The sequence below is a fragment of the Rouxiella sp. WC2420 genome (assembly GCF_041200025.1).
Lineage (GTDB): Bacteria > Pseudomonadota > Gammaproteobacteria > Enterobacterales > Enterobacteriaceae > Rouxiella.
This window is the reverse complement of record NZ_CP165628.1, coordinates 4,821,660-4,845,314: the sequence shown is the minus strand read 5'-3', so window position 1 is coordinate 4,845,314 and position 23,655 is coordinate 4,821,660. Positions and strand designations below refer to the sequence as shown.

General features: G+C 51.3%; 20 protein-coding genes. 9 read left to right on the top strand and 11 right to left on the bottom strand.

Translation table 11 applies throughout. The features are described 5' to 3' along the window. Nucleotides 1-124 precede the first annotated feature (124 nt). Complete coding sequence (gene lpxP / locus AB3G37_RS22305; RefSeq protein WP_369789112.1) at nucleotides 125-1,048, bottom strand: kdo(2)-lipid IV(A) palmitoleoyltransferase; 924 nt, start codon at nucleotides 1,046-1,048, stop codon at nucleotides 125-127. 510 nt (nucleotides 1,049-1,558) lie between these two features. Between lpxP and AB3G37_RS22300 the strand changes: the two genes are divergently transcribed. Further along, nucleotides 1,559-1,759, top strand: coding sequence for a hypothetical protein (locus AB3G37_RS22300; RefSeq protein ID WP_009634920.1), 201 nt, complete (start codon nucleotides 1,559-1,561; stop codon nucleotides 1,757-1,759). A gap of 142 nt (nucleotides 1,760-1,901) precedes the next feature. On the opposite strand, the gene fis is transcribed toward AB3G37_RS22300, so the two are convergent. The 10 genes from fis to msrP all read right to left on the bottom strand — a co-directional run bounded on the left by fis (nucleotide 1,902) and on the right by msrP (nucleotide 10,442). After that, nucleotides 1,902-2,198, bottom strand: coding sequence for a DNA-binding transcriptional regulator Fis (gene fis / locus AB3G37_RS22295; RefSeq protein ID WP_004097144.1), 297 nt, complete (start codon nucleotides 2,196-2,198; stop codon nucleotides 1,902-1,904). A 21-nt stretch (nucleotides 2,199-2,219) separates the two neighbouring features. After that, complete coding sequence (gene dusB / locus AB3G37_RS22290; RefSeq protein WP_009634919.1) at nucleotides 2,220-3,185, bottom strand: tRNA dihydrouridine synthase DusB; 966 nt, start codon at nucleotides 3,183-3,185, stop codon at nucleotides 2,220-2,222. 426 nt (nucleotides 3,186-3,611) lie between these two features. Then, complete coding sequence (gene prmA / locus AB3G37_RS22285; protein WP_369789111.1) at nucleotides 3,612-4,496, bottom strand: 50S ribosomal protein L11 methyltransferase; 885 nt, start codon at nucleotides 4,494-4,496, stop codon at nucleotides 3,612-3,614. Beyond that, nucleotides 4,471-5,943 carry a sodium/pantothenate symporter gene (panF, locus tag AB3G37_RS22280; RefSeq protein WP_009634917.1) on the bottom strand — a complete coding sequence of 491 codons (1,473 nt, stop codon included), beginning with the start codon at nucleotides 5,941-5,943 and terminating at the stop codon, nucleotides 4,471-4,473. The genes prmA and panF overlap by 26 nt, the downstream gene beginning before the upstream one ends. Further along, nucleotides 5,933-6,181, bottom strand: coding sequence for a YhdT family protein (locus tag AB3G37_RS22275; RefSeq protein WP_009634916.1), 249 nt, complete (start codon nucleotides 6,179-6,181; stop codon nucleotides 5,933-5,935). Before AB3G37_RS22275 ends, panF begins: the two co-directional genes overlap by 11 nt. 113 nt (nucleotides 6,182-6,294) lie before the next feature. Then, the gene (gene accC / locus AB3G37_RS22270; protein ID WP_009634915.1) at nucleotides 6,295-7,638 is read right to left on the bottom strand and encodes an acetyl-CoA carboxylase biotin carboxylase subunit; all 1,344 of its coding nucleotides are present in this window, start codon (nucleotides 7,636-7,638) and stop codon (nucleotides 6,295-6,297) included. A gap of 11 nt (nucleotides 7,639-7,649) precedes the next feature. Beyond that, a complete protein-coding gene (gene accB / locus AB3G37_RS22265; RefSeq protein ID WP_369789110.1) occupies nucleotides 7,650-8,111 on the bottom strand; it encodes an acetyl-CoA carboxylase biotin carboxyl carrier protein in 462 nt (153 codons plus the stop codon). Between the two features lie 30 nt (nucleotides 8,112-8,141). Beyond that, a complete protein-coding gene (aroQ, locus tag AB3G37_RS22260) occupies nucleotides 8,142-8,594 on the bottom strand; it encodes a type II 3-dehydroquinate dehydratase (protein WP_369789109.1) in 453 nt (150 codons plus the stop codon). 238 nt (nucleotides 8,595-8,832) lie between these two features. Further along, nucleotides 8,833-9,441 (bottom strand): protein-methionine-sulfoxide reductase heme-binding subunit MsrQ, encoded by a 609-nt coding sequence (gene msrQ, locus AB3G37_RS22255; RefSeq protein WP_369789108.1) that lies wholly within the window; start codon nucleotides 9,439-9,441, stop codon nucleotides 8,833-8,835. After that, nucleotides 9,441-10,442 carry a protein-methionine-sulfoxide reductase catalytic subunit MsrP gene (msrP, locus tag AB3G37_RS22250; RefSeq protein ID WP_009634911.1) on the bottom strand — a complete coding sequence of 334 codons (1,002 nt, stop codon included), beginning with the start codon at nucleotides 10,440-10,442 and terminating at the stop codon, nucleotides 9,441-9,443. Before msrP ends, msrQ begins: the two co-directional genes overlap by 1 nt. Before the next feature lie 308 nt (nucleotides 10,443-10,750). On the opposite strand from msrP, the gene csrD reads away from it, so the two are divergent. The 8 genes from csrD to tldD all read left to right on the top strand — a co-directional run bounded on the left by csrD (nucleotide 10,751) and on the right by tldD (nucleotide 23,306). Then, nucleotides 10,751-12,688: an RNase E specificity factor CsrD gene (csrD, locus tag AB3G37_RS22245; protein ID WP_369789107.1), complete on the top strand. Its 1,938-nt coding sequence runs from the start codon at nucleotides 10,751-10,753 to the stop codon at nucleotides 12,686-12,688. A 347-nt stretch (nucleotides 12,689-13,035) separates the two neighbouring features. Further along, the gene (mreB, locus tag AB3G37_RS22240; protein ID WP_007891976.1) at nucleotides 13,036-14,079 is read left to right on the top strand and encodes a rod shape-determining protein MreB; all 1,044 of its coding nucleotides are present in this window, start codon (nucleotides 13,036-13,038) and stop codon (nucleotides 14,077-14,079) included. Nucleotides 14,080-14,301: 222 nt separating this feature from the next. After that, nucleotides 14,302-15,300: a rod shape-determining protein MreC gene (gene mreC / locus AB3G37_RS22235; RefSeq protein ID WP_009634909.1), complete on the top strand. Its 999-nt coding sequence runs from the start codon at nucleotides 14,302-14,304 to the stop codon at nucleotides 15,298-15,300. Continuing rightward, nucleotides 15,297-15,785, top strand: a complete 489-nt coding sequence (gene mreD / locus AB3G37_RS22230) for a rod shape-determining protein MreD (RefSeq protein ID WP_009634908.1) — start codon at nucleotides 15,297-15,299, stop codon at nucleotides 15,783-15,785. Before mreC ends, mreD begins: the two co-directional genes overlap by 4 nt. 7 nt (nucleotides 15,786-15,792) lie before the next feature. Next, the gene (locus AB3G37_RS22225) at nucleotides 15,793-16,386 is read left to right on the top strand and encodes a nucleoside triphosphate pyrophosphatase (protein ID WP_369789106.1); all 594 of its coding nucleotides are present in this window, start codon (nucleotides 15,793-15,795) and stop codon (nucleotides 16,384-16,386) included. Beyond that, on the top strand, nucleotides 16,376-17,845 hold the full coding sequence (rng, locus tag AB3G37_RS22220) for a ribonuclease G (protein ID WP_009634906.1): 1,470 nt from the start codon (nucleotides 16,376-16,378) through the stop codon (nucleotides 17,843-17,845). The genes AB3G37_RS22225 and rng overlap by 11 nt, the downstream gene beginning before the upstream one ends. A 96-nt stretch (nucleotides 17,846-17,941) precedes the next feature. Then, entirely contained in the window at nucleotides 17,942-21,778 is a 3,837-nt protein-coding gene (gene yhdP, locus AB3G37_RS22215; RefSeq protein WP_369789105.1) for an AsmA2 domain-containing protein YhdP, read from the top strand. A gap of 82 nt (nucleotides 21,779-21,860) precedes the next feature. Then, nucleotides 21,861-23,306, top strand: a complete 1,446-nt coding sequence (gene tldD, locus AB3G37_RS22210; protein WP_009634904.1) for a metalloprotease TldD — start codon at nucleotides 21,861-21,863, stop codon at nucleotides 23,304-23,306. Nucleotides 23,307-23,655 lie beyond the last annotated feature (349 nt).

The window sequence follows — 23,655 nt, the reverse complement described above, 5'->3', positions numbered from 1 at the left end:
TTTATCTGATGAGAAGTAATGAGAGACATTGTGAAAAATTTGCACACAACATTAAAAGGAGGGTGGAAAAGGAAATAAAAAAACCCGACACGATGGCCGGGTTGATAGCTTGCGCGTTTTTCAATCAATAGAGCGAAGGTGCGCCCTCAGGACGAGTTTTGAAGCGGCGGTGTAGCCAAAGGTATTGCTCCGGCGCACGCATGATTTCTTTTTCGACAACGCGGTTCATATACGCCGCTGCCGCCAACTCATCATCGATTGGATAACCGGTGAGGGCAGGCTGGATAACCAGGTCATAACCCGCGCCTTTGTCTTTGCGGATCAGAACAACTGAAACTAGCGCCGGTTTTGCCAGACGGGCCAGCATAAACGTTCCACTGGTCGTTGCGGCTTGATCGACAGCAAACAGCGGAGCAAATACGCTGCCGCGCGGGCCGTAGTCCTGATCTGGGGCAAACCAGACCGCTTCACCCTTTTTAAGCGCGTGAACCATTCCGCGTAAGTCTTTGCGATCCAGCATCGCTTTGTTCGAGCGCAGACGACCCCAGGTTTGAACAAACTCCATCGCTTTGTTGTTGTGTGGTCGATACATCGCCATCATCGGCTGGCAGAGGCCCATAGCGCGGCCACCAAGTTCAAGTGACATAAAGTGAACGCCGATAACCAACACGCCCTGATTGCCTTGCTGAGCCATTTTCAGATGGTTTAGGCCGCTGACTTCAAACCAGCGTTTGACGCGGGTATCGGACCAGAACCAGGCCATACCCGTTTCTAGCAGACCCATGCCGAGAGACTCGAAATTTTTAACTATTTTTTGCTCAATGACATCGCTGGGCATATCGGGAAAGCACAGCTCTAAATTGCGGCGCGTAATAGAAACGCGGCGTTTAAGAAAACGCATGGACGTGCGGCCGAGCCAGACGCCAAGACGATATAAAACCGGATAGGGTAGCTGAACCAGCAAAAACAGTACGCCCAGGCCAAACCAGGTCAGCCAGTAGCGGGGACGTAAAAAAGACTTTTTAAAACTTTGGGTTGGAGCGGTCATGTAATTTCAATCATCAATATGAGTGAATTTAGGTAACGCGTACGGAAAAGCTTAATCGCGATACGTGCTTGGTTTGCAAATATTCGGACTACCGAATGCAATATAAGTTGTGCAAAGAGCACAAATTCTCGAATCTTTACATTAAAAGGCGGGATCGCGGGGCTAAAAGGCTATGCGTAGGCGATTGGCGGGCGAATTCGACTCTTGTAGAACAGTATAACACGTCTTTAGCCGCCGATAGGTGAGGGAATAATGCTAATTTGAGCGAATTTTGCGCGATGATTATGTCTGTTTGTAAATAGAAACGAGGGCTGAAAGGCTAACGATTAATCATTAAAAATAGCGTTGCTGTAAAAGATCTTTCTATCTGGTAATGAAATTATCTTCTAAATGTAAATAAACCGTAAGGTCTGATTTTTTAGGATATTTCAGGGTATGAGTTCTTCATGCTGTCGTTGATATTCCTCGCTGTAGATGTTGCAACAACAAAATAACTCAAAGGATAAACCCATGAAGAAGACAACTTTAGCCATGATTTTTACTGTGCTGGCCAGCAATGCCGTTTTAGCTACCGCTCATGCCGAAGGCCCTGAAGGTCATCGTCCACCGCCACCGCGCCACATTGTTCATCACCCGGTGCATCGTGTGATCCACCACCCGGCGCCGCGTCACCAAATGCCAGTACGTCACGAACCTGTTCGTCACGATTAGTTTTTTATATTCCTGTAAATAAATCATTACCGGGGCATCGTTATTATACGTTGCCCCTTTCTTTTTTATGCTCAAACAAAAACAAAAAGGCGCCCTATCTTTCGATAAAGGCGCCTTTTTTCAAACACTTAACTGATTAGTATCAGTTCATGCCGTATTTTTTCAGTTTCTTACGCAGAGTACCGCGGTTGATACCCATCATCAGGGCTGCACGAGTCTGGTTGCCACGGGTGTACTGCATCACCATGTCCAGCAGTGGCTGTTCAACTTCAGCCAATACCAGCTCATACAGGTCATTGACGTCTTGACCGTTCAGTTGAGCAAAATAGCCCTTAAGTGCTTGTTTTACCGAGTCACGCAGGGGTTTTTGGGTTACCTGATCCTGAGAATTAACGGTAGAAACGGTCAGTACATCAGAATTCACGCGTTGTTCGAACATAGTTCTGTCAGCTCTTTTTTGTTACGCAAGATTTTCGAAATATGCTTCCAACGCCTCCAGCTGTTCGCTGGCATCCTCTATGGCGTTGAAGGAGCGCCGAAACTGGTCATTCGGGGCATGTTCCTGTAAATACCAGGAGACGTGCTTACGGGCGATACGGAATCCTTTGCCTTGACCATAAAAGTCGTGCAGTTCCCGTACGTGCCCTATCATCAAGCGCTGTACTTCCCCAAGTGGTGGCGGCGGTAACAGCTCCCCTGTGTCCAGATAATGCTGGATTTCCCGGAAGATCCAGGGTCTCCCCTGAGCGGCACGTCCTATCATCAGAGCATCAGCTCCAGTGTAGTCGAGCACCGCTCTGGCTTTATGCGGGTCAGTTATGTCGCCATTCGCGATAATCGGAATGGAAACACTCTGCTTAACTGTCCGAATACTGTTGTACTCTGCTTCTCCATTAAAGAGGCAGGCACGGGTTCGGCCATGAATCGTCAAGGCCTGAATACCACAGTCTTCAGCCAATTGGGCAATCTTTACACAATTCCGGTTTTCCGGATCCCAACCAGTACGAATTTTCAACGTGACCGGCACATCAACCGCGTTAACCACTGACCGGAGGATCTGTTCGACCAGATCCGGGTACTGTAGCAACGCAGAGCCTGCCAGTTTGCGGTTCACTTTCTTGGCTGGGCAACCCATATTGATGTCAATGATCTGAGCACCGGCCTCCACGTTAATACGGGCGGCGGCGGCCATATCTTCAGGGTCACAACCGGCAATCTGCACGGCGCGTATCCCTGACTCATCACTATGTACCATACGCAAACGCGACTTATCCGTACGCCAGACCTCTGGATTAGAGGACAGCATTTCGGATACTGCCATTCCAGCACCCATTGAATGACATAAGGCACGAAACGGTCGGTCTGTAATACCGGCCATTGGGGCGGCAATCAGGCAATTTGTAAGCTGGTGGTGTCCAATGCGCATACTAGGAAAGACCATACTGAAGTCCGCAAGGGCGCGTATATTACGCATTTTTCGCGGGATATGAAAGGCCAAACTTTAACCAATTAGCCGTGAAAAAGCACCTTTGCATCAATATTATGATGTTAATAATTATTTTTTATAGTAAAAACAATAATTTATGAGTTAATGCTCAAATTGTGCGCTTCAATAATTTACTTACTTATCGCTGATTAAAGGCAATATAACAGCGGATTCTAAGGGGAATATTGCGCTTTTAAGTAGCAATAACCGGGTCAATTCCGTGATACGTACCGCATTTTTGTTAAAAAATAACCAATGTCTGGTCAAAATTGTTAACTGTCAGAGATGCAAAATTGGTTAAAGAGGGTATGAAGATAGCGATGTAACAGCAAGGGGGACCGGCTCCCCTTGCTGCCAGGCAGAAAATCAGGCTTTTTTAACGCCGGTAATACGGCACCATTCTTCTTTCTCGGCCACCGGGTCCAGAGTGAATGTATTCTGGTAAGCTTCAGCCACGCCCGCTGCCTGACTCGCCAGAACGCCGGAAAGGCCAAGATGACCTCCGGTTACCGGAAGCACGCTGATTAGCGGTGCCAGCTCGCGCAGAGGGCCAGCAAGGATGTTGGCCACCACCACATAGGCGGAAAGATTGTCGGGCTGGTCCTGAGGCAGATACAGTGACAAACGCTCTGAGACACCGTTACGTTGCGCGTTGTCGCGACTTGCCTGAATAGCCTGCGGATCGATATCGATACCGATAGCCTGAGCAGCGCCGAGCTTTAGTGCGGCAATTGCCAAAATGCCTGAACCACAGCCGAAGTCGATTACCGTTTTGCCTTCGAGGTCCAGTCCGTCGAGCCATTGCAGGCACATCGCGGTAGTCGGATGCGTGCCGGTACCAAAGGCCAGACCAGGGTCGAGCATTACGTTAACCGCGGTCGGATCCGGCACGTCGCGCCAGCTTGGGCAAATCCATAGGCGCTCGCCAAAACGCATCGGGTGGAAGTTATCCATCCACTCGCGTTCCCAATCTTTGTCTTCCAGCTGTTCGATTTTGTGCGCAAAGCCTTTACCCAGCAGCGGTTCGTTTTCCAGAATCGCCACCACCATTTCCATATCTGTTTCGGCATCATACAGGCCGATGGCATCGGTATCGCCCCACAGCAAGGTTTCGCCCGGCAGCGGTTCGAATACCGGATTATCATGGGTATCGAGGAAAGTCACAGACACCGCGCCGCTTTCGGTCAGGGCATCGCTGAGCGTTTCTGCGTCCTGAGCGTTGGTATTAATTTTCAGTTGGATCCAAGGCATAGCCATTCTCTTCTAACAATTTGTTTTGTCTGATTTCGCCCAGTCGATTGCCGATGAAAAATGCCAGCAGGCTGAGCAGCAATGACGGAACAATCGGATGTAAACCTGCGATGTGCAGGTCAATAGTGGCCAATAGGGTATAACAAACCGCGCCAGTGATCATTGAGGACAGCGCACCGACAGCGTTGGCACGCTCCCAGTAAAGCCCCAGTACCAGCGGCCAGAGGAAGACCGCTTCTAATCCACCAAAGGCCAGCAGATTAAGCCAGATAATCATCTGTGGCGGATGCCAGGCGGCAAAAACTACCAGCAGGCCAATGACTAGCGTCGCCAGGCTTGAGAAGCGTTTTAGCCGGCGCTCATTGCGCAACTGAGCCGGTCGCACGCCAAGGTAGAGGTCTTTAACGATGGTAGCCGAAGACTGTAACAGCTGCGCATTGATGGTCGACATAATGGCGGCCATTGGCGCGGCGAGGAAGATCCCTGCGGCAAAAGGTGGCAGCACGGTGATCATCAGGGTCGGGATCACTTGATCGGGGATCTTAAGGTCCGGGAGGATCGCGCGACCTAACGCACCAGCCAGATGCATGCCAAACATCAGCACTGCAATCACCAGAGTACCGATCACGATGCCACGGTGCACCGCCTTGCTGTCGCGATAAGAAATACAGCGCACGGCAGTGTGCGGCAGGCCAATTACGCCAAAGCACACCAGCACCCAGAATGAGGCCATAAACGGCAGTGACAGCACGTTATCTGCGCCCGTAACCGATACCAGTTTGGGGTCAATATGTTGCAGTTTGTCCACCGCCGCGTGCAACCCGCCTGCAGTGTGGATAACCGCCACCAGCAGCAAAACGGTGCCGAGCAGCATGACCAGACCCTGCATTGCATCGTTGAGCACGCTGGCCCGGAAGCCGCCAAACGAAGTATACAGCGCAATACTGACGCCAAAAATCAGCAGGCCGGTATCGTATGGAATGCCCGCCACTGTTTCAAGCAGGCGCGCACCGCCAACGAACTGTACGGTCATAGCCCCAAGGAAAGCCACCAGCAGGCTCAGGCTGGCGAACCATACCAGCAGGCGGCTTTTGTAGCGCGCATAGAGCATGTCGTTGAGAGTAACCGCATTATAGCGGCGGGCCAGAATCGCAAACTTTTTGCCTAGTACGCCCAGCGACAGCCACATCGCCGGCAGCTGGATCATCGCCAGCAATACCCAGCCCAGACCGTATTTATAGGCTGCACCCGGTCCGCCGATAAACGAGCTGGCGCTGATGTAGGTCGCCGTCAGCGTCATGGCGAGCACGAAACCGCCCATTGAGCGATTACCGAGGAAATATTCGGTCAGAAAATTACCCTGCTGGCGGCGAGTATAGGCAAATACCGACAGGCCAAATACCAGCAATAAATAAGCCACCAGCGGCAGCAGAACTTCAGTCCGCATGATTATCCTCCAACGGGATATCACGATAAATAACGCGCACCATCAACCAGCTAAGCAAGATAAAAATCAGCGGGATAAGCAGGCATGCCATTTCAAACCAGTGGGGAAGGCCAGTGATGCCCTGAGTATCGTTGGGCAGATAGGCGGCCAGCGACCAGGCAATCATATAGGCAATGGTCAGGCCGAAAGCCCAGCGTGCCTCTCGATTGGCCTGTAAGAAGCGTTTATCGACATGCATTCACATGCACTCCTCAGAAACGAAAAAAGGCCGGATTATCCGGCCTTGTCACCTTACACCCTTGCTGCATTGCTACAAGGTCAAGGATTAAGGATTTTATAGTTGCAGAATGCTTATTCCTGCAAGCCGAGTTTCTTCTCGAGATAGTGGATGTTGGTGCCACCGTTCTGGAAGTTCTCGTCGTTCATAATGCGCAGTTGCAGATCAACGTTGGTTTTGATGCCATCGATAATCAGCTCGGCCAGCGCATTTTTCATACGGGAAATCGCCACATCGCGGTTTTCGCCGTAAGTGATCAGTTTACCGATCATGGAATCATAGTACGGAGGCACGGTATAGCCAGCGTAGATATGAGATTCCCAGCGCACGCCGAAACCACCAGGAGCATGGAAACGTGTGATTTTACCTGGGCTTGGCAGGAAGGTATTCGGGTCTTCGGCGTTGATACGACATTCAACAGCGTGTCCCTGAATACGTACTTCGTCCTGCTTGATTGACAAAGGTTGGCCAGCGGCAATGCGCAGCTGTTCTTTGATCAAATCAACGCCGGTGATCATCTCGGTAACCGGATGCTCAACCTGAATACGGGTGTTCATTTCGATGAAATAAAACTCGCCGTTTTCGTACAGGAATTCGAAAGTCCCTGCGCCACGGTAGCCGATGTCTACACAGGCTTTAGAACAACGTTCGCCGATGTAGCGACGCATTTCGGCAGTGATGCCTGGCGCTGGCGCTTCTTCGACAACTTTCTGGTGACGACGCTGCATGGAGCAGTCACGTTCAGCCAGATAGATTGCGCTGCCCTGACCGTCAGCCAATACCTGAATTTCGATATGGCGTGGGTTTTCCAGGTATTTTTCCATGTAAACCATGTCGTTGTTGAAAGCCGCTTTGGCTTCAGCACGCGTCATGTTGATGGACTGTTCCAGATCTTTCTCTGCGCGAACAACGCGCATACCGCGACCGCCGCCGCCGCCGGACGCTTTGATGATGACCGGATAACCGATGCGCTTACCGAAAGCACGGTTTTTTTCCATATCATCGGTCAAAGGACCGTCGGAGCCGGGAACGCAAGGTACGCCAGCTTTTTTCATCGCGTTGATTGCAGAAACTTTGTCACCCATCAGGCGAATAGTTTCAGCTCTCGGGCCGATGAAGATAAAGCCTGAACGCTCGACTTGTTCAGCAAAATCAGCATTTTCGGACAGGAAGCCGTATCCGGGATGGATAGCCACTGCGCCAGTGATTTCAGCCGCAGAGATGATCGCCGGGATATTCAAATAGCTTTTGACTGAAGGTGCAGGCCCGATACAGACAGTTTCGTCTGCCAGCAGCACGTGTTTCAGGTCGCGGTCGGCGGTAGAGTGCACAGCAACGGTTTTGATGCCCAGTTCTTTACAGGCACGCAAAATGCGCAGGGCAATCTCGCCGCGGTTAGCGATTACAATTTTATCCATGGTACGCCTCGTTATTCGATGACGACCAGCGGCTCGTCGAACTCAACCGGTTGGCCGCTTTCAATCAGAATGGCTTTAACCACGCCAGATTTGTCAGCTTCGATCTGGTTCATCATTTTCATTGCTTCAACGATGCACAGAGTGTCGCCCACGTTGACGCGTTGACCCACTTCGATGAATGCTTTGGCATCTGGGCTTGGCGTGCGGTAGAAAGTCCCTACCATTGGCGAACGAACGATGTGACCACTGATAGCAGCAGGTGCAGCTGCTTCAGACGCTGCCGCAGGGGCAACAGCTGCAGCCAGAGGCTGCTGTGGAGCAGGCATGGCGTAAGCCTGTTGCATCATTGGGTAAGCTTGTTGTGGTGCTGCGCGGCTGATGCGTACTGATTCTTCACCTTCAGAAATTTCCAGTTCAGAAATGCCTGATTCTTCAACCAGTTCGATCAGTTTTTTGATTTTACGAATATCCATGGGTGTGATTCCGTACTCTATGCGAAGTAATTAATTGGATTTTGACAAGCGGTTAACCGCTGCCTGTAAAGCAAAATGGTAGCCATCTGCGCCAAGTCCACAGATAACGCCCACCGCGATATCGGAAAGATATGAATGGTGTCTAAAAGCCTCGCGAGCATGCACGTTGGACAGGTGGATCTCGATGAACGGGATCTGCACTGCCAGCAATGCATCACGAAGCGCCACGCTGGTATGGGTAAAGGCTGCGGGATTGATCAAAATAAAATCAGTATTTCCCCGGGCCTGATGGATCCTGTCAATCAGGAGGTGCTCTGCGCTGGATTGCAGATGGCTTAACGCAACGTTTGCTGCGGCAGCCTGCTGTTCCAAACCTTTAACAATATCGTTAAGCGTGGTACTTCCGTAGGTTTCTGGCTCACGCGTTCCCAATAAATTCAGGTTGGGACCGTTGAGAAGCAAAATGTCAAACTTATGCGCCATTGTGAGCCTATCTCCTGCGATTAGTACGAGGTCGAAGAAAATACCTTGCCGAAGCCAATTTGTCACCTATTTCATAACAAATCAACCCAGACTTTTCTTAGGAAAGGCTGCATTATATTCATATCGAGGGAAATAGCCGCCAAATACTGGTCTTATCAGCGAAGATTATCAACCCTCAGTTTGAAACTGAGGGTTACAGAAGGGGAGTTTGGCGGAATAACCTGCGAGTTTTCGGCGATTACCGAAACCACTGACGAAATTTCTTGTAGCGAAGTGCCAGCAAGATCGCGGCAATTAGCGCGTAAATGAACGGTTGTGGCGAAAAAGTCTTAACTGACCATAAATAGTGAATCGGGGCCAAAATCGCAACAATATAGATACCGTTATGCAGGGTCTGCCATTTTCTACCCAACTTACGCTGTGAACAAAGCGTCGACGTTGCGGCTAAAACTAACAAAATTATCCAGCTAATGATACCCAGCGTCAGATAAGGGCGTGAAATCAGCTCGCTGCCCAACAGCCTCAGATTATCAATCCCTAGCTCAAGGAATGAATAACTCAGCAGGTGAATTGTTGCCCAGGCAAAGCACCACAGGCCCACCAGTCGCCTGACGCGAATTAAGAGCGGCTGTTTGCCGTAGCGAATAATCGGTGTGATAAGCAGGGTCGCCAGCAGCAGTTTTAATGTCATTCTGCCGGTAAAATGCTGAATATCTTTTGCCGGATCGGCGCTGAACCATCCTTGATTAATAGAAAGGAAGATCCATAAGAGCGGCAAAAAGGCTGCCAGATGAATGACCACCTTGAGCCAGAAAATTTGTTTTAACGATAGACGCGGTATCTTCATTAATAGTTCGCTCGCAAATCCAGTCCTCGATACAAATGCCCGACCTCTTTCTCATAGCCGTTAAATAGCAGTGTCGGCTGGCGTTTCACGTCAAGAATGCCGCCAGAGCCGATAAAGCGCTCTGTTGCCTGTGACCAGCGAGGATGATCGACGTGCGGATTCACGTTGGCATAGAAACCGTATTCGTTCGAAGCAATCTGGTTCCAGGTCGTCGGCGGCTGCTCTTTTACCAGCCGAATATGCACGATTGACTTGATGCCTTTAAAGCCGTATTTCCAGGGAATGGTCAGGCGGATTGGCGCACCGTTTTGCGGCGGCATACTTTTGCCGTAAACGCCCACCGACATGAACGCCAGCGGGTTCATTGCTTCATCCAGTCGCAATCCTTCAACATACGGATAATTCAGGCCACCGCCGATAAAGCGGTCTTTTTGTCCTGGCATATGTTCAGGATCATACAACGTAGTGAAGGCGACAAATTTTGCATCGCTGGTGGGCTCAACCATTTTAAGCAGCGCGGAAAGCGGGAAACCGACCCACGGCACGACCATCGACCAGGCTTCGACACAGCGCATACGATAAATACGTTGCTCAAGTGGAAAACGTTTGAAGAAGTCGTCCATATCCAGCGTAACCGGCTTGGTCACTTCCCCATCAATGGTGACTTTCCACGGAGATGTCGGCAACTGTCCGGCATTGGCGGCCGGATCGGCCTTATCCAGCCCGAATTCGTAAAAGTTATTGTAGCCGGTGACTTTATCTTCCGGCGTCAGCGGCAAATCGGCCTGATACTCTGCCGGCCTGGTGAAGTCCAGCGGTTTGCCTGCGGGCGCTTTAGGGCGATCGTGACCTTTAAACCATGACAGCACATCAGCCTGTGAGGTTGAAGGAAGTGCCATTGTCGCGGCGCTAAGCCCCAAGGCTTGCAGCACTTTGCGGCGGTCATAGAAAATACTTTCTGGGGTAACGTCTGCTTCGGTTAAGACTTTTTTATGGCTCATAACATGCTCCGGGAGAATGACCCTCGGTCTTTAACGGCTCCGGGTAAGTTAAAATTATTTTCATAATAAGAATTATAGTTAGAGCATGGCGTTAAATGCCTACTTTAACCAGAGCTCAAGGGAAAATACGAAATTTCGCAGGTCAGGATTTTACGGTCTAAACGGCGCAAAACTGTCAATACATAAGAAATCTGAATTAAATAAATGATCGCTGTCTATGCTATTTATATAGGCTGGCCGCCAAGCAGCAAGACCGGCCGCATCAATTAGTGAAAAAACACACCACATAAACTGAGTAAGGCACAGGGATGCGATTTACTACCAGATTATATGCGATGATCTCAATGCTGGTCGCGCTCACCGTTTTCCTTATGTTGGTGGGCGTTACGTTCAGCTTCGTTTACTTGAACAAGCAAAGTTCTGAACAGCATTTACGTGCGCTCTCGACCTCGGTCGATCAGACCCTGCTTGCCAACCCGCCTTCATCACTGCAAAACTGGCTGCCGCTGGTGATGAATCAGCTGGATATCAGCAGCCTTGAAGTCGTGGCTAATCACGGCGCGGTTTACAGTCACGATACTGAAACCAGTAACGGCAACGTATGGGACAACCACGCGCCTGACTTTATTACCCAGCATCTCCCTTTGCTCCATCATCCTGACCTGAGCCTGAAAGTCGTTTATCTCGATCCGGTCAGCAACTATGCCCGTTCAATGCGCACCACTCTTTATATCAGCCTGGCAATATTACTGATCATTGCTGCCACCCTGGCCACGTTTCGCTGGGTGCGCCTGCAAACCAGCGGCGTTGAACGATTAGAAGACCGTTCCACGAGAATCTTGCGCGGCGAGCGCGATAATCTGCCGTTGGGCGATGTCACCGAATGGCCGCTCAACTCCAGTGCGGCGATAGACAAACTGCTGGTTGATCTCAGCGAGGCGCGCGAACAACGTAGCCGCGTTGACACCTTAATCCGCGCTTTCGCTCAGCAGGATGCTAAAACCGGCTTGAGCAATCGATTGTTTTTTGACAACCAGCTGACTACCGAGCTGGAAGAAGAGGGTGCTTACGGCATTCTGATGCTAATCCGCCTGCCTGACTTCGACACCCTGCGCGATACACACGGTCAGGCGCCGGTGAAAGATCTGATGTCATCTATCGTTAATTTACTTTCAACCTTTGTGATGCGCTATTCGTCAGCGCTGCTGGCGCGTTATTACCACAGTGATTTTGCCGTTCTACTGCCGCACAGCACCTTGAAAGAGGCGGAAGTGATGGCTGCACAATTAGTGAATGCGGTGGGCGCATTGCCGTCAACTTCGATTATCGACCGCGATGCGCTTCTATATATAGGCATCAGTTCTTATCGATTTGGACAGACTCTGGAGCAGGTGATGGATTACGCCGAGCAGGCGACACGTCACGCAGCTTTCCAGGGCAGCAACAGCTGGTCGGTTTATGACAGCAACGTGCCGGAAAAAGGGCGCGGTAGCGTTAGATGGCGCACGTTACTGGAAGACACTCTTGCGCGCGGTGGGCCACGGCTCTACCAGAAACCGGCGTTGAACAAGGCCGGAGTACTGGATCACCGTGAGGTGCAGCGGCGCATCTTTGACGGAACGCGTGAGCTGCTGGCCGCCGAGTTTATTCCGCTGGTGACCCAATTTGGCATGTCGCAAAGTTTTGATCGTCGAATGATCAGTCAGATAATTCCGTTACTTGCACAGTGGCCGGACGAGACGCTGGCATTTCACCTAACGGTTGATTCATTATTGCAACGCACTTTTGTTCGCTGGTTAAGAGATGTACTGCTCCAGTGTGAAAAAATGCAGAGAAATCGAATTCTTATTGAACTTGCAGAGGCCGATCTCTGTCAACATACCGACCGTCTTCGTCCTGCCCTGCGATTGTTGCAAGGATTAGGGTGCAGACTGGCGGTTTCACAAGCAGGTCTGACAGTGGTCAGCACCTCTTATCTGAAATCTTTCCAGGTTGAAAGGGTTAAACTTCATCCGGGATTGGTTCGCGATATCGATAAGCGGGTTGAAAATCAGCTGTTTGTGAAAAGTTTGCTAAGCGCATGCAAAGGCACGCAGGCCAAGGTTTACGCCTCGGGTGTTCGCACAATTGATGAATGGCTTGCTCTGTTGGAAACAGGTATTCACGGCGGTCAGGGTGATTTTTTTGCTACGCCACAGGTCATCGACCCGGTCAGTAAAAAATATTCACACAACCACGGACTTTAAACTGATCCCAACGGTAAAATTTAACGTAGAATGGCGCACCCCTGCCATTTACACAGAGGGGCAGCCTGTATCAGCGCGTTAATTAATCCCTTGGTGCTGAGTAATTTCAGGTAAAGTGTAAGAATTCATGTGCGATGTTTGTGACTTGACGGGTGCCTGATTGAGTTAAGCTGAGTCTGTGATTCAGGTTTCCGCCGCAGTGTATTAAATCACCACGTTAAGTGACGAACGTCGCTGACAATTTTCACCGAAGCAGAACGTTTTTGCGCCTTGTCGCTGCTTCGTGTGGTTGGTAAAGTAGGCGGATTTTATTTTCCGCCCCCAGCTAGCAGGATTATCCTTTCGTTATGTTTAAGAAATTTCGCGGCATGTTTTCCAACGACTTGTCCATCGACCTGGGTACTGCCAATACCCTTATTTATGTAAAAGGACAAGGCATCGTGCTGAATGAGCCATCAGTGGTGGCTATTCGTCAGGATCGTGCTGGTTCACCTAAAAGCGTTGCGGCCGTAGGCCACGATGCTAAACAGATGCTTGGTCGTACTCCAGGCAACATTGCAGCTATTCGCCCAATGAAAGACGGTGTTATCGCCGACTTCTTCGTCACCGAAAAAATGCTGCAGCACTTCATTAAACAGGTTCACAGCAACAGCTTTATGCGCCCAAGTCCGCGCGTATTGGTATGTGTGCCAGTTGGCGCGACTCAGGTTGAGCGTCGTGCAATCCGCGAATCTGCACAAGGTGCAGGCGCGCGTGAAGTATTCCTGATTGAAGAGCCAATGGCTGCGGCTATCGGCGCAGGCCTGCCAGTTTCTGAAGCTACCGGTTCAATGGTAGTGGATATCGGTGGTGGTACGACCGAAGTGGCCGTTATCTCCCTGAATGGCGTGGTTTATTCTTCTTCCGTACGTATCGGTGGTGACCGTTTTGATGAAGCCATCATTAATTACGTGCGTCGTAACTACGGTTCACTGATTGGTGAAGCCACCGCCGAGCGTATCAAGCACGGTATCGGTTCTGCTTATCCGGGTGACGAAGTTCACGAAATCGAAGTTCGCGGCCGTAACCTGGCCGAAGGTGTGCCACGCGGCTTCACATTGAATTCCAACGAAATCCTGGAAGCTCTGCAGGAGCCTCTGACCGGCATCGTTAGCGCGGTGATGGTTGCTCTGGAACAGTGTCCTCCAGAATTGGCGTCTGATATCTCTGAGCGCGGCATGGTACTGACCGGCGGTGGCGCACTGTTGCGTAACCTCGATCGCCTGCTGATGGAAGAAACCGGTATTCCGGTAGTGGTAGCAGAAGATCCACTGACCTGCGTTGCTCGCGGTGGTGGTAAAGCGCTGGAAATGATCGACATGCACGGCGGCGACCTGTTCAGCGAAGAGTAATTTCACTGAATAATCAGTCACTGGCAAGACGTGTATGCCCGAGTATTTGAAGCTGCAGCGGATAACATCATCCCCGTGCAGCTTCAGGTACTATTGGGATAGGGAAAACTAGCCTGCCGCGGAAGAGGGCTGCCCCCCTTTATATCCTGCTACTATTCCTGTTAGGGTAATGTTTCGCTCAGATCGGCTAAATTTTCTGCTGCCGAGGAACTCGCATATTTTATGAAGCCTATTTTTAGCAGAGGTCCGTCTCTGCAGTTGCGACTTTTTTTGGCTATTCTTACGGCCATCGTACTGATTTTTGCCGACAGTAAGGTAGGTACGTTCGTCAAGATCCGCACCTACATGGATACTGCCGTCAGCCCTTTCTATTTCTTGTCCAATGCGCCAAGAGAATTTCTGGATAACGTCTCTCAGACCTTCGCGTCTCGCCAACAGCTCGAACTCGAAAACCGCGCCCTGCGCCAGGAATTGCTGCTGAAAAACAGCGATCTGCTGCTGCTTGGTCAATTCAAGCAGGAAAATGCCCGTTTGCGCGAGCTGCTGGGATCGCCACTGCGTCAGGACGAGCATAAAATGGTCGCGCAGGTGCTGTCGACCAGCAACGATCCTTACAGCGATCAGGTGGTCATTGATAAAGGCAGCAACCGTGGCGTTTATGTCGGTCAGCCAGTGATCAGTGACAAAGGCGTGGTCGGTCAGGTTATTGCCGTGGCCGCCGCAACCAGCCGCGTGCTGCTGATTTGCGATGCTTCCCACGCTATTCCAATCCAGGTTTTGCGTAACGATATCCGCGTTATCGCTGCCGGTAGCGGCTGTGCTGACGATCTTCAGCTCGAACATTTGCCGGCCAATACTGACATTCGCGTCGGTGACGTCTTAGTGACCTCAGGCTTGGGCGGTCGCTTCCCTGAAGGTTATCCGGTTGCGGTGGTGTCTTCAGTCAAGGTCGATAATCAGCGCGCCTACACCGTTATTCAGGCGCGTCCAACCGCCGGTCTGCAACGCCTGCGTTATCTGCTGCTGTTATGGGGCGCGGATCAAAATGGTGACAAACCAATGTCGCCGGAAGACGTGCACCGCATTGCCAGCGAGCGTTTGATGCAAATGATGCCTCAGGTTCTGCCACCTCCAAATGAAATGGGCCCACCGGCTCCGGTTCCCGCGCCGGCAACGGGAACGATAACCGCACCAGTGACGACTTCGGGCGGCAGGCAATGAACGGCTACCGCAGCCACGGCCGCTGGATAATTTGGCTATCCTTTGTGGTAGCCATGATGTTGCAGGTCATGCCGTGGCCTGACGAAATCTATATGTTCCGACCTTCATGGCTGATGCTGATCCTGATTTACTGGGTGATGGCGTTGCCGCATCGGGTTAACGTCGGCACCGGTTTTCTGGTCGGTTTTTTCATGGATCTGGTTTTAGGATCTACACTGGGAGTGCGCGCGCTGGCGCTGGCCATTACCGCTTATCTGGTTGCCTTCAAGTTTCAGCTGTTCCGAAACATGGCACTTTGGCAGCAGGCGCTGATCGTGATGCTGTTGTCGATGGCGGTTAACGTCATTGTTTTCTGGGCCGAATTCCTGGTAGTTAACGTGACTTTCCGACCACAGATTTTCTGGAGCAGCGTCGTGGACGGCGTGCTCTGGCCTTGGCTGTTCTTGCTGATGCGTAAAATCCGTCGCCAATTCGCCGTACAATAAGGGCATTATGACTTTACTTTATCTCGCATCGGGTTCACCGCGTCGCCGTGAGTTATTAACGATGCTGGAGTTGCCCTTTGAACGCCTGACCACCGACGTGGCCGAACAGCGTCAGCCGGGCGAAGCGCCCGAGGACTACGTTCAACGTTTGGCGCTAGATAAAGCCCGTGCCGGGGTTATTGTTGCTCCGCAGGACTTGCCCGTTTTAGGCGCAGACACTATTGTGGTACTTGATGGACGTGTTTTGGAAAAACCCGCCGATATTCAGCAGGCTGCTGAAATGCTGGCGGCGCTTTCAGGACGTCAACATCAGGTGATGACCGCCATTGCCTTCGCTGACTCTGAGCACCACCTCACTGCGATGGTTGTGACCGATGTCACCTTCCGAACGCTTTCTTCGGAGGATATTCAGCACTATATTTCCAGCGGCGAGCCCATGGATAAAGCGGGGGCCTACGGTATTCAAGGAAAGGGCGGATGTTTCGTCCGTGAGATCCGCGGCAGTTACTATGCAGTAGTGGGACTCCCTCTGGTTGAGACTCAGGAACTGTACAGTAATTTTGTTGCACTACGCGTTCTTAGGAGAAAGCATGACGGCTGAATTACTGGTCAATGTCACCCCATCGGAAACGCGGGTGGCTTACATCGACGGGGGCATCCTGCAAGAGATCCACGTTGAGCGAGAAGCAAAACGTGGTATTGCAGGGAATATTTACAAAGGTCGCGTCAGCCGTGTCCTACCCGGAATGCAGGCGGCTTTTGTTGATATTGGTCTGGAAAAAGCCGCCTTCCTTCACGCTTCTGACATCATGCCGCACACTGAGTGCGTGGCTCGTGACGAGCAGAAAAACTTTAACGTGCGCGATATTGTCGAGCTGGTGCATCAAGGCCAGGATTTGATGGTCCAGGTGGTGAAAGATCCGCTGGGCACTAAAGGTGCGCGTCTGACCACCGACATTACTCTGCCTTCGCGTTACCTGGTATTTATGCCCGGCGCTTCACACGTGGGTGTTTCCCAGCGAATTGCCAGTGAAGCCGAGCGCGATCGCCTGAAAAGAATCGTTTCTGCCTACTGCGACGAGCACGGTGGTTATATTATTCGCACCGCAGCCGAAGGGGTCCGCGAAGAGGAACTGGCACAGGATGCCGCTTACTTAAAACGCCTGTGGACTAAAGTGATGGAGCGCAAACGCCGCAACGTCACCAAATGTAAACTTTATGGCGAGCTGGCACTGGCTCACCGCGTGCTGCGCGATTTTACCGGTCAGGAGCTGAATCGCATTCGTGTCGATTCGCGTCTAACTTATGAACTGCTGATCGAGTTTACCAGCGAATATATGCCTGAGCTGACCGACAAGCTCGAGCATTACAGCGGCAAACAGCCAATTTTCGATCTTTATGACGTAGAAAATGAAATCCAGCGCGCGCTGGAACGCAAGGTTGAACTGAAATCTGGCGGCTATCTGATTATTGATCAGACTGAGGCAATGACCACCATCGATATCAACACCGGTGCGTTTGTCGGCCATCGCAATCTTGAAGAAACCATCTTTAATACCAATACGGAAGCGACGCAGGCTATTGCCCGCCAACTTCGACTGCGTAATCTCGGCGGCATTATCATCATCGATTTCATCGACATGGCCAATGACGAACACCGCCGTCGCGTGTTGCATTCGCTGGAGCAGGCGCTGTCGAAAGACCGCGTTAAAACCGGTATTCACGGTTTCTCTGCGCTGGGGCTGGTAGAGATGACCCGCAAAAGAACCCGTGAAAGTGTGGAACATGTGCTGTGCAGCGACTGTCCAACTTGCCATGGCCGCGGCACGGTTAAAACGGTCGAGACAGTTTGCTACGAAATTTTGCGCGAAATCGTGCGCGTTCATCATGCTTATGATGCAGACAGATTTTTGGTTTACGCCTCGGTCGCCGTTGGCGATGCCCTGAAAGGCGAAGAGTCTCACGCTCTTGCCGAAGTCGAAATTTTCGTTGGCAAACAGGTCAAAGTTCAGATTGAACCGTTATACAGTCAGGAACAATTTGACGTTGTCATGATGTGATTATAAGAATTGACGGATTAATTTAGGCATTTTTTTTATGTAGGATCAAAGAGCGTCGTCGATTTCAGCGCTGATTGTAAGACAAGGAGATTAAGTGTGAGGCGACTGCCCGGGATACTGTTAACCAGCTTCGCGACGATTGTTGTTATCGTCGCGTTGGCGATCAGTGGGCTACGTCTGGCGCTGCCTCAGCTTGATCGATTCAAACAGCCGATTGTCGATAAAATTCAGGCCATGACCGGCGTGCCGATTAGCCTCTCTCAGGTTAACGGCAGCTGGAAGACTTTTGGCCCAACGCTTGAAATTCGAGATCTGGCCATCTCTCTGCCGGAATCTTCCTCTAAGGTGCAACGTATCACCATGGCGCTGGATGTCTGGCAATCCTTGCTGCATCTGCGCTGGCAGTTCCGCGATCTGACTTTCTATAACCTGCAGCTCGATTTTAATTCAACCCTGGGCGGTGACGGCGACAAGCACAAAAGCCCGGTAGGTGCCGATCGAATCAGCGAAATCTTCCTAAAGCAGGTTGACCACTTCGACCTGCGCAATAGCCGCATTAGCTTCAAAACGCCTTCCGGCCCACGGGCAGAATTCGACATCCAGCAGATGACCTGGCTGAACTCCAAGAATCGCCACCGCGCCGAAGGGCAGCTTGGTTTATCGAGCTTCAACGGCCAGCACGGTATTGTGCAGGTTCGTATGGATCTCAACGATAACGACGGTTTGCTGAATGACGGTAAAATCTATCTGCAAGCCGATGATATCGACATGAAGCCGTGGTTCAGCCGCTGGCTGCGCAGCAATACTGGTTTAGACAGTGCCAATTTCAGTCTCGCCGCGTGGTTAACCCTGCGCGATGGTCAAGTCTATGCCGGTGATATTCATGTAAAAGATGGCGAGGCCGTCTGGCATACCGACGGCCAGTCGCATCGTTTGGATGTGGATGATCTGACCCTGCATGGCAATCGTCAGGGTAGCGGCTGGCAAGTGGGTACGCCGCAGCTGAATCTGAAAACTGACGGGCAGGCTTGGCCGCAAGGCTCATTGACCGCGCTTTATCTACCCGAAAATGGTGTAAGCGATAACAGCCAGTTCCTCGGGCCGGATCATCAAGAGCAGCTGCGGCTTCGCGGCAATAATATTCAGCTCGAAAGGATCGGGCCGATTATCCCGACCATTTCGTTTTTAACTCCGGCGCTGCTGGAGCGCTGGAAAGATCTCAAGCCAACCGGCATGATCGACCAGCTGGCGTTAGATATTCCGCTCAAGCAGCCCGAGCAAACTCGATTTGATATGAAATGGCATGATGTTAGCTGGACCCGCTGGGAGCTGCTGCCGGGGGTGAATAATTTTAGCGGCACCTTGAGCGGTAGCGTGCCTCGCGGGCGAATGACGATAGGTTTGCAAAACAGTCAGCTGCCTTTTGGAGACGTGTTCCGCGCGCCGCTGGAAGTCAGTCAGGCTAGCGGTACCTTCGATTGGAGCAACAATGATCAAGGTTGGTCGTTGTGGTCAAAAGACTTGGATGTTAAGGCCAAAGGGTTGTGGGCTACCGGCGGTTTTAGCTATGAACAGCCGAGCAAAGGCCAGCCATGGCTGAAAATTTTATCTGGCGTTCGCGTTTATGACGGCGGACAGGCGTGGCGCTATTTCCCGCAAAACCTGATGAGTAAAAATCTGGTGGATTATCTTGGTTCAGCCATTTTGGCCGGACAGGTTGATAACGCCACGCTGAGCTTTAACGGTAATCCACATGATTTCCCGTTCAAAAATAATGAAGGGCAGTTTGAGGTCTGGGTACCGCTGCGCAACTCGACCTTTAAATTCCAGCCTGAATGGCCTGCGCTGACTAACCTTGATATCGATCTCGACTTCTTGGACAACGGGCTGTTCATGAAAGCGGCACACACACAGCTCGGTAATGCAGTGGGGAAAAATGTTGTCGCCAGCATTCCAGATTATGAAAAAGAAAAACTGTTAATCGACGCCGATGTTAGCGGAGAGGGCAAGGACGTTGGCGAGTACTTTATGCAAACTCCGCTCAAGGATTCGCTCGGTGCGGCACTAAAAGAGATCCAGATTGGCGGCAATGTCAGTGGGCGCTTACATCTCGACATCCCATTGAATGGTAAACAAGTTCGTGCGACCGGAGGTATTAATCTCAACAATAACAGCCTGTTTGTTGCGCCTCTGGAAAGCAAAATCAAAAACCTGACTGGCCAGTTCAGCTTTGATAATGGCAATCTGGACAGTAATTCAATGACAGCGACCTGGTTTGGTCAGCCGGTAAATATTAACTTCAAAACGTTCGATCAGCCTGATAACTATGAGATTAATATTGGTTTAGACGGCAACTGGCAGCCTGCAAAATTGCCGGGCTTGCCTAAAGCCATTGCAGCCAAGATTTCAGGCGGCGCCAACTGGAACAGTGCGGTCGACATTTTGCTGCCACATAAAGGCACACCAACCTATAAAGTCACGGCTAACGCGGACTTGAGGAATGTGAGTAGTCACTTACCTAATCCCTTAAACAAAGCGCCGGGCAAAGCTTTGCCGCTGAATGTTAACGTTCAGGGTGATTTACACAGCTTTAACTTAAACGGCGTGCTGGCCGGTAAAGATCGCTTTAACAGCCGCTGGTTGCTGGGTAAACAATTGACTCTTGACCGCGCAGCGTGGGCGATTAATACGACTAAAACTCCCGCGTTGCCTGCTACCAGCAGCCTGACACTGAATTTGCCAGCCTTGGACGGAGAAAACTGGCTGGGGCTGTTATCACCGGATAAAGCGACGCAAAGTCAAAATACCAAAACGGTCGGCTTTGGTTTCCCTAACCAAATTACCGTGACAACACCGCGACTGACCTTGGCCGGGCAGGGTTGGAATGATTTAACGTTGGTCTCGACTCATAACGACGATGGCATGCATATCAATGTCAAAGGCAAAGAGATTGATGGTACGCTGGATATGAACAACAGCGGCCCGTGGCTGGCGAATCTGCGCTACCTTTACTTCAATCCTCAATGGGCAACCAGCGGCAGCAGCGGGCAAAATCCGTTTGGCAGTCATCTTTCATTCAGCAACTGGCCTGCGCTCAATATTCGCTGCGAAGCCTGTTGGTTTATGGGGCAGAGCCTGCGCAAAGTTAACGCCGATCTGGCTCCGCAGGGTAATCAACTGACCTTGCGCAATGGCCTGATTGATACCGGCGAAGGGCGGCTTGATATACAGGGCGAGTGGAAACAGGATGCACAAAATCAGGACAGCACCGCGCTGAGAGGCAATCTGAGCGGCAAAAATATTGATCGCTTTAATTCGTTCCTCGGCGTGGCGACTCCGCTTAAAGGCGCACCTTTCAAAGTCGATTTTGATTTGCATTGGAAAGATGCGCCGTGGAAGCCAGATGTGAAAACCCTTAACGGCACGCTAAAAACCTATCTCGGCAAAGGTGAGATAATCAACATGGGCGGCGGCCGTGCCGGGCAAATACTGCGTCTGGTCAGTTTCGACGCACTGTTGCGCAAACTTCAGCTTGATTTCCGCGATACCTTCGGCAAAGGCTTCTACTTTGATTCAATCAAATCTGACGCCTGGATTAAAGATGGCGTGCTTCACACCAATGATCTGCTGGTCGACGGTTTAGCCGCGGATATAGCCATCAATGGCAACGTGAATCTGGTCAGCCAGCGTCTGGATCTCGAAGCGGTGATTGCTCCCGAGATTTCAGCGACCGTCGGGGTTGCCACTGCTTTCGTGATTAACCCGATTGTCGGCGCTGCGGTGTTCGCCGCCAGTCAGGCGCTCGCCCCGCTGTGGAATAAGATTTCGCTAATTCGCTATCAGATTGACGGCACCATTGAACAGCCAACAATTCATGAAATCTTGCGCCAATCGAAGGCAGATAAAAAAGCGCTTAAGGTTCCAGCACCTTAAGTCTGGTCTTTCAGTGTTGAGCAACTGCATACTGTGTTAGGCTGTACATTGACTTTTTATGACCAAAGAGAGTGAAGAAATTATGAGTCTGGCCCTAGTCAGTGAGCGTTTACTAACCGCTAATAATCTGAGTCAACAAGACCTGTTTACGGTATTAGGCCAGTTGGCTGAGCGCCGTCTCGATTATGCCGATCTCTTTTTCCAATCCAGTTTCCATGAAGCCTGGGTCATTGAAGACAGCATTATCAAAGACGGTTCATACAATATCGACCAAGGTGTCGGCGTTCGTGCGGTAAGCGGCGAGAAAACCGGTTTTGCCTATGCCGATCAGATTACCCTCAATGCGCTTAACCAAAGTGCTCAGGCCGCGCGCAGCATCGTGCGCGAACAGGGTAACGGCAAAAGCCATACTTTGGGCGCAATCCAGCATGCTGCACTGTATTCGCTGGCCGATCCGCTGCAAAGCCTGCCGCGTGAAGAGAAAATTGCCCTGCTGCACCGTGTCGACAAAGCCGCTCGAGCTGCCGACAAGCGGGTAGTTGAAGTCTCCGCCAGCATCACCGGCGTATATGAAAGCATTTTAGTTGCCGCGACCGACGGCACTCTCGCAACAGATATTCGCCCACTGGTGCGCTTGTCTGTTAGCGTGCTGGTTGAACAAGATGGTCTTCGCGAACGCGGTTCCAGTGGCGGCGGCGGTCGTAGCGGCTACGAATATTTCCTCGAAACCGTAGATGGCGAAGTTCGTGCCGAAGCCTTTGCCCACGAAGCAGTGCGCATGGCGTTGGTTAATCTTGGCGCTGTTGCTGCCCCGGCTGGCGCGATGCCAGTAGTCCTGGGCGCAGGCTGGCCGGGCGTTTTACTGCACGAAGCGGTTGGGCACGGACTGGAGGGCGACTTTAATCGCCGCGGTACCTCAATGTTCAGCGGGCAAATGGGCAAACTGGTGGCTTCCGAGCTGTGTACCGTTGTTGATGATGGCACTATGCAAGGCCGTCGTGGTTCAATCTCGGTAGATGATGAAGGCGTACCGGGGCAGTACAACGTGCTGATTGAAAACGGTATTTTGAAAGGTTACATGCAGGACAAGCTCAATGCGCGCCTGATGGGCGTGGCTCCGACGGGTAACGGTCGCCGCGAGTCCTATGCACATCTGCCAATGCCGCGCATGACCAATACCTATCTGCTGGGCGGTCAATCTACCCCGGAAGATATTATCAGCAGCGTCGAGTATGGTCTTTATGCACCCAACTTTGGCGGCGGCCAGGTGGATATCACCTCTGGAAAATTTGTCTTCTCAACCTCAGAAGCCTATCTGATTGAGAAAGGCCGTATCACCAAGCCAGTGAAGGGCGCGACCCTGATCGGTTCAGGTATCGAGGCAATGCAGCAGATTTCCATGGTCGGTAACGATCTGGCGCTTGATAAAGGCGTCGGCGTTTGTGGCAAAGAAGGTCAAAGCGTCCCGGTCGGCGTGGGCCAACCTACGTTGAAACTTGATTCCTTAACCGTTGGCGGCACTGCCTAAAAATAATCTTCTTACTTGAAGCCAGTGCTGCGTTAGCTGCGTTCGCAAACCCCAGTCACTTACCTGTGTAAGCTCCTGGGGATTTGCTCTCTTGCTGCCTTGCTCTGACTCCAATTACTTGATTATTTGGCATAATCTTCTTACTTGAAGCCAGTGCTGCGTTAGCTGCGTTCGCAAACCCCAGTCACTTACCTGTGTAAGCTCCTGGGGATTTGCTCTCTTGCTGCCTTGCTCTGACTCCAATTACTTGATTATTTGTATAATCTTCTTACTTGAAGCCAGTGCTGCGTTAGCTGCGTTCGCAAACCTCAGTCACTTACCTGTGTAAGCTCCTGGGGATTTGCTCTCT

What these genes read in the sequence shown, in the direction of transcription:
- fis (WP_004097144.1), bottom strand. Translation starts at nt 2,198, where the DNA reads ATGTTCGAACAACGCGTGAATTCTGATGTACTGACCGTTTCTACCGTT.
- lpxP (WP_369789112.1), bottom strand. Translation starts at nt 1,048, where the DNA reads ATGACCGCTCCAACCCAAAGTTTTAAAAAGTCTTTTTTACGTCCCCGC.
- accC (WP_009634915.1), bottom strand. Translation starts at nt 7,638, where the DNA reads ATGGATAAAATTGTAATCGCTAACCGCGGCGAGATTGCCCTGCGCATT.
- AB3G37_RS22300 (WP_009634920.1), top strand. Translation starts at nt 1,559, where the DNA reads ATGAAGAAGACAACTTTAGCCATGATTTTTACTGTGCTGGCCAGCAAT.
- panF (WP_009634917.1), bottom strand. Translation starts at nt 5,943, where the DNA reads ATGCGGACTGAAGTTCTGCTGCCGCTGGTGGCTTATTTATTGCTGGTA.
- tldD (WP_009634904.1), top strand. Translation starts at nt 21,861, where the DNA reads ATGAGTCTGGCCCTAGTCAGTGAGCGTTTACTAACCGCTAATAATCTG.
- mreB (WP_007891976.1), top strand. Translation starts at nt 13,036, where the DNA reads ATGTTTAAGAAATTTCGCGGCATGTTTTCCAACGACTTGTCCATCGAC.
- msrP (WP_009634911.1), bottom strand. Translation starts at nt 10,442, where the DNA reads ATGAGCCATAAAAAAGTCTTAACCGAAGCAGACGTTACCCCAGAAAGT.
- dusB (WP_009634919.1), bottom strand. Translation starts at nt 3,185, where the DNA reads ATGCGCATTGGACACCACCAGCTTACAAATTGCCTGATTGCCGCCCCA.
- msrQ (WP_369789108.1), bottom strand. Translation starts at nt 9,441, where the DNA reads ATGAAGATACCGCGTCTATCGTTAAAACAAATTTTCTGGCTCAAGGTG.
- AB3G37_RS22225 (WP_369789106.1), top strand. Translation starts at nt 15,793, where the DNA reads ATGACTTTACTTTATCTCGCATCGGGTTCACCGCGTCGCCGTGAGTTA.
- mreC (WP_009634909.1), top strand. Translation starts at nt 14,302, where the DNA reads ATGAAGCCTATTTTTAGCAGAGGTCCGTCTCTGCAGTTGCGACTTTTT.
- prmA (WP_369789111.1), bottom strand. Translation starts at nt 4,496, where the DNA reads ATGCCTTGGATCCAACTGAAAATTAATACCAACGCTCAGGACGCAGAA.
- rng (WP_009634906.1), top strand. Translation starts at nt 16,376, where the DNA reads ATGACGGCTGAATTACTGGTCAATGTCACCCCATCGGAAACGCGGGTG.
- aroQ (WP_369789109.1), bottom strand. Translation starts at nt 8,594, where the DNA reads ATGGCGCATAAGTTTGACATTTTGCTTCTCAACGGTCCCAACCTGAAT.
- csrD (WP_369789107.1), top strand. Translation starts at nt 10,751, where the DNA reads ATGCGATTTACTACCAGATTATATGCGATGATCTCAATGCTGGTCGCG.
- accB (WP_369789110.1), bottom strand. Translation starts at nt 8,111, where the DNA reads ATGGATATTCGTAAAATCAAAAAACTGATCGAACTGGTTGAAGAATCA.
- AB3G37_RS22275 (WP_009634916.1), bottom strand. Translation starts at nt 6,181, where the DNA reads ATGCATGTCGATAAACGCTTCTTACAGGCCAATCGAGAGGCACGCTGG.
- mreD (WP_009634908.1), top strand. Translation starts at nt 15,297, where the DNA reads ATGAACGGCTACCGCAGCCACGGCCGCTGGATAATTTGGCTATCCTTT.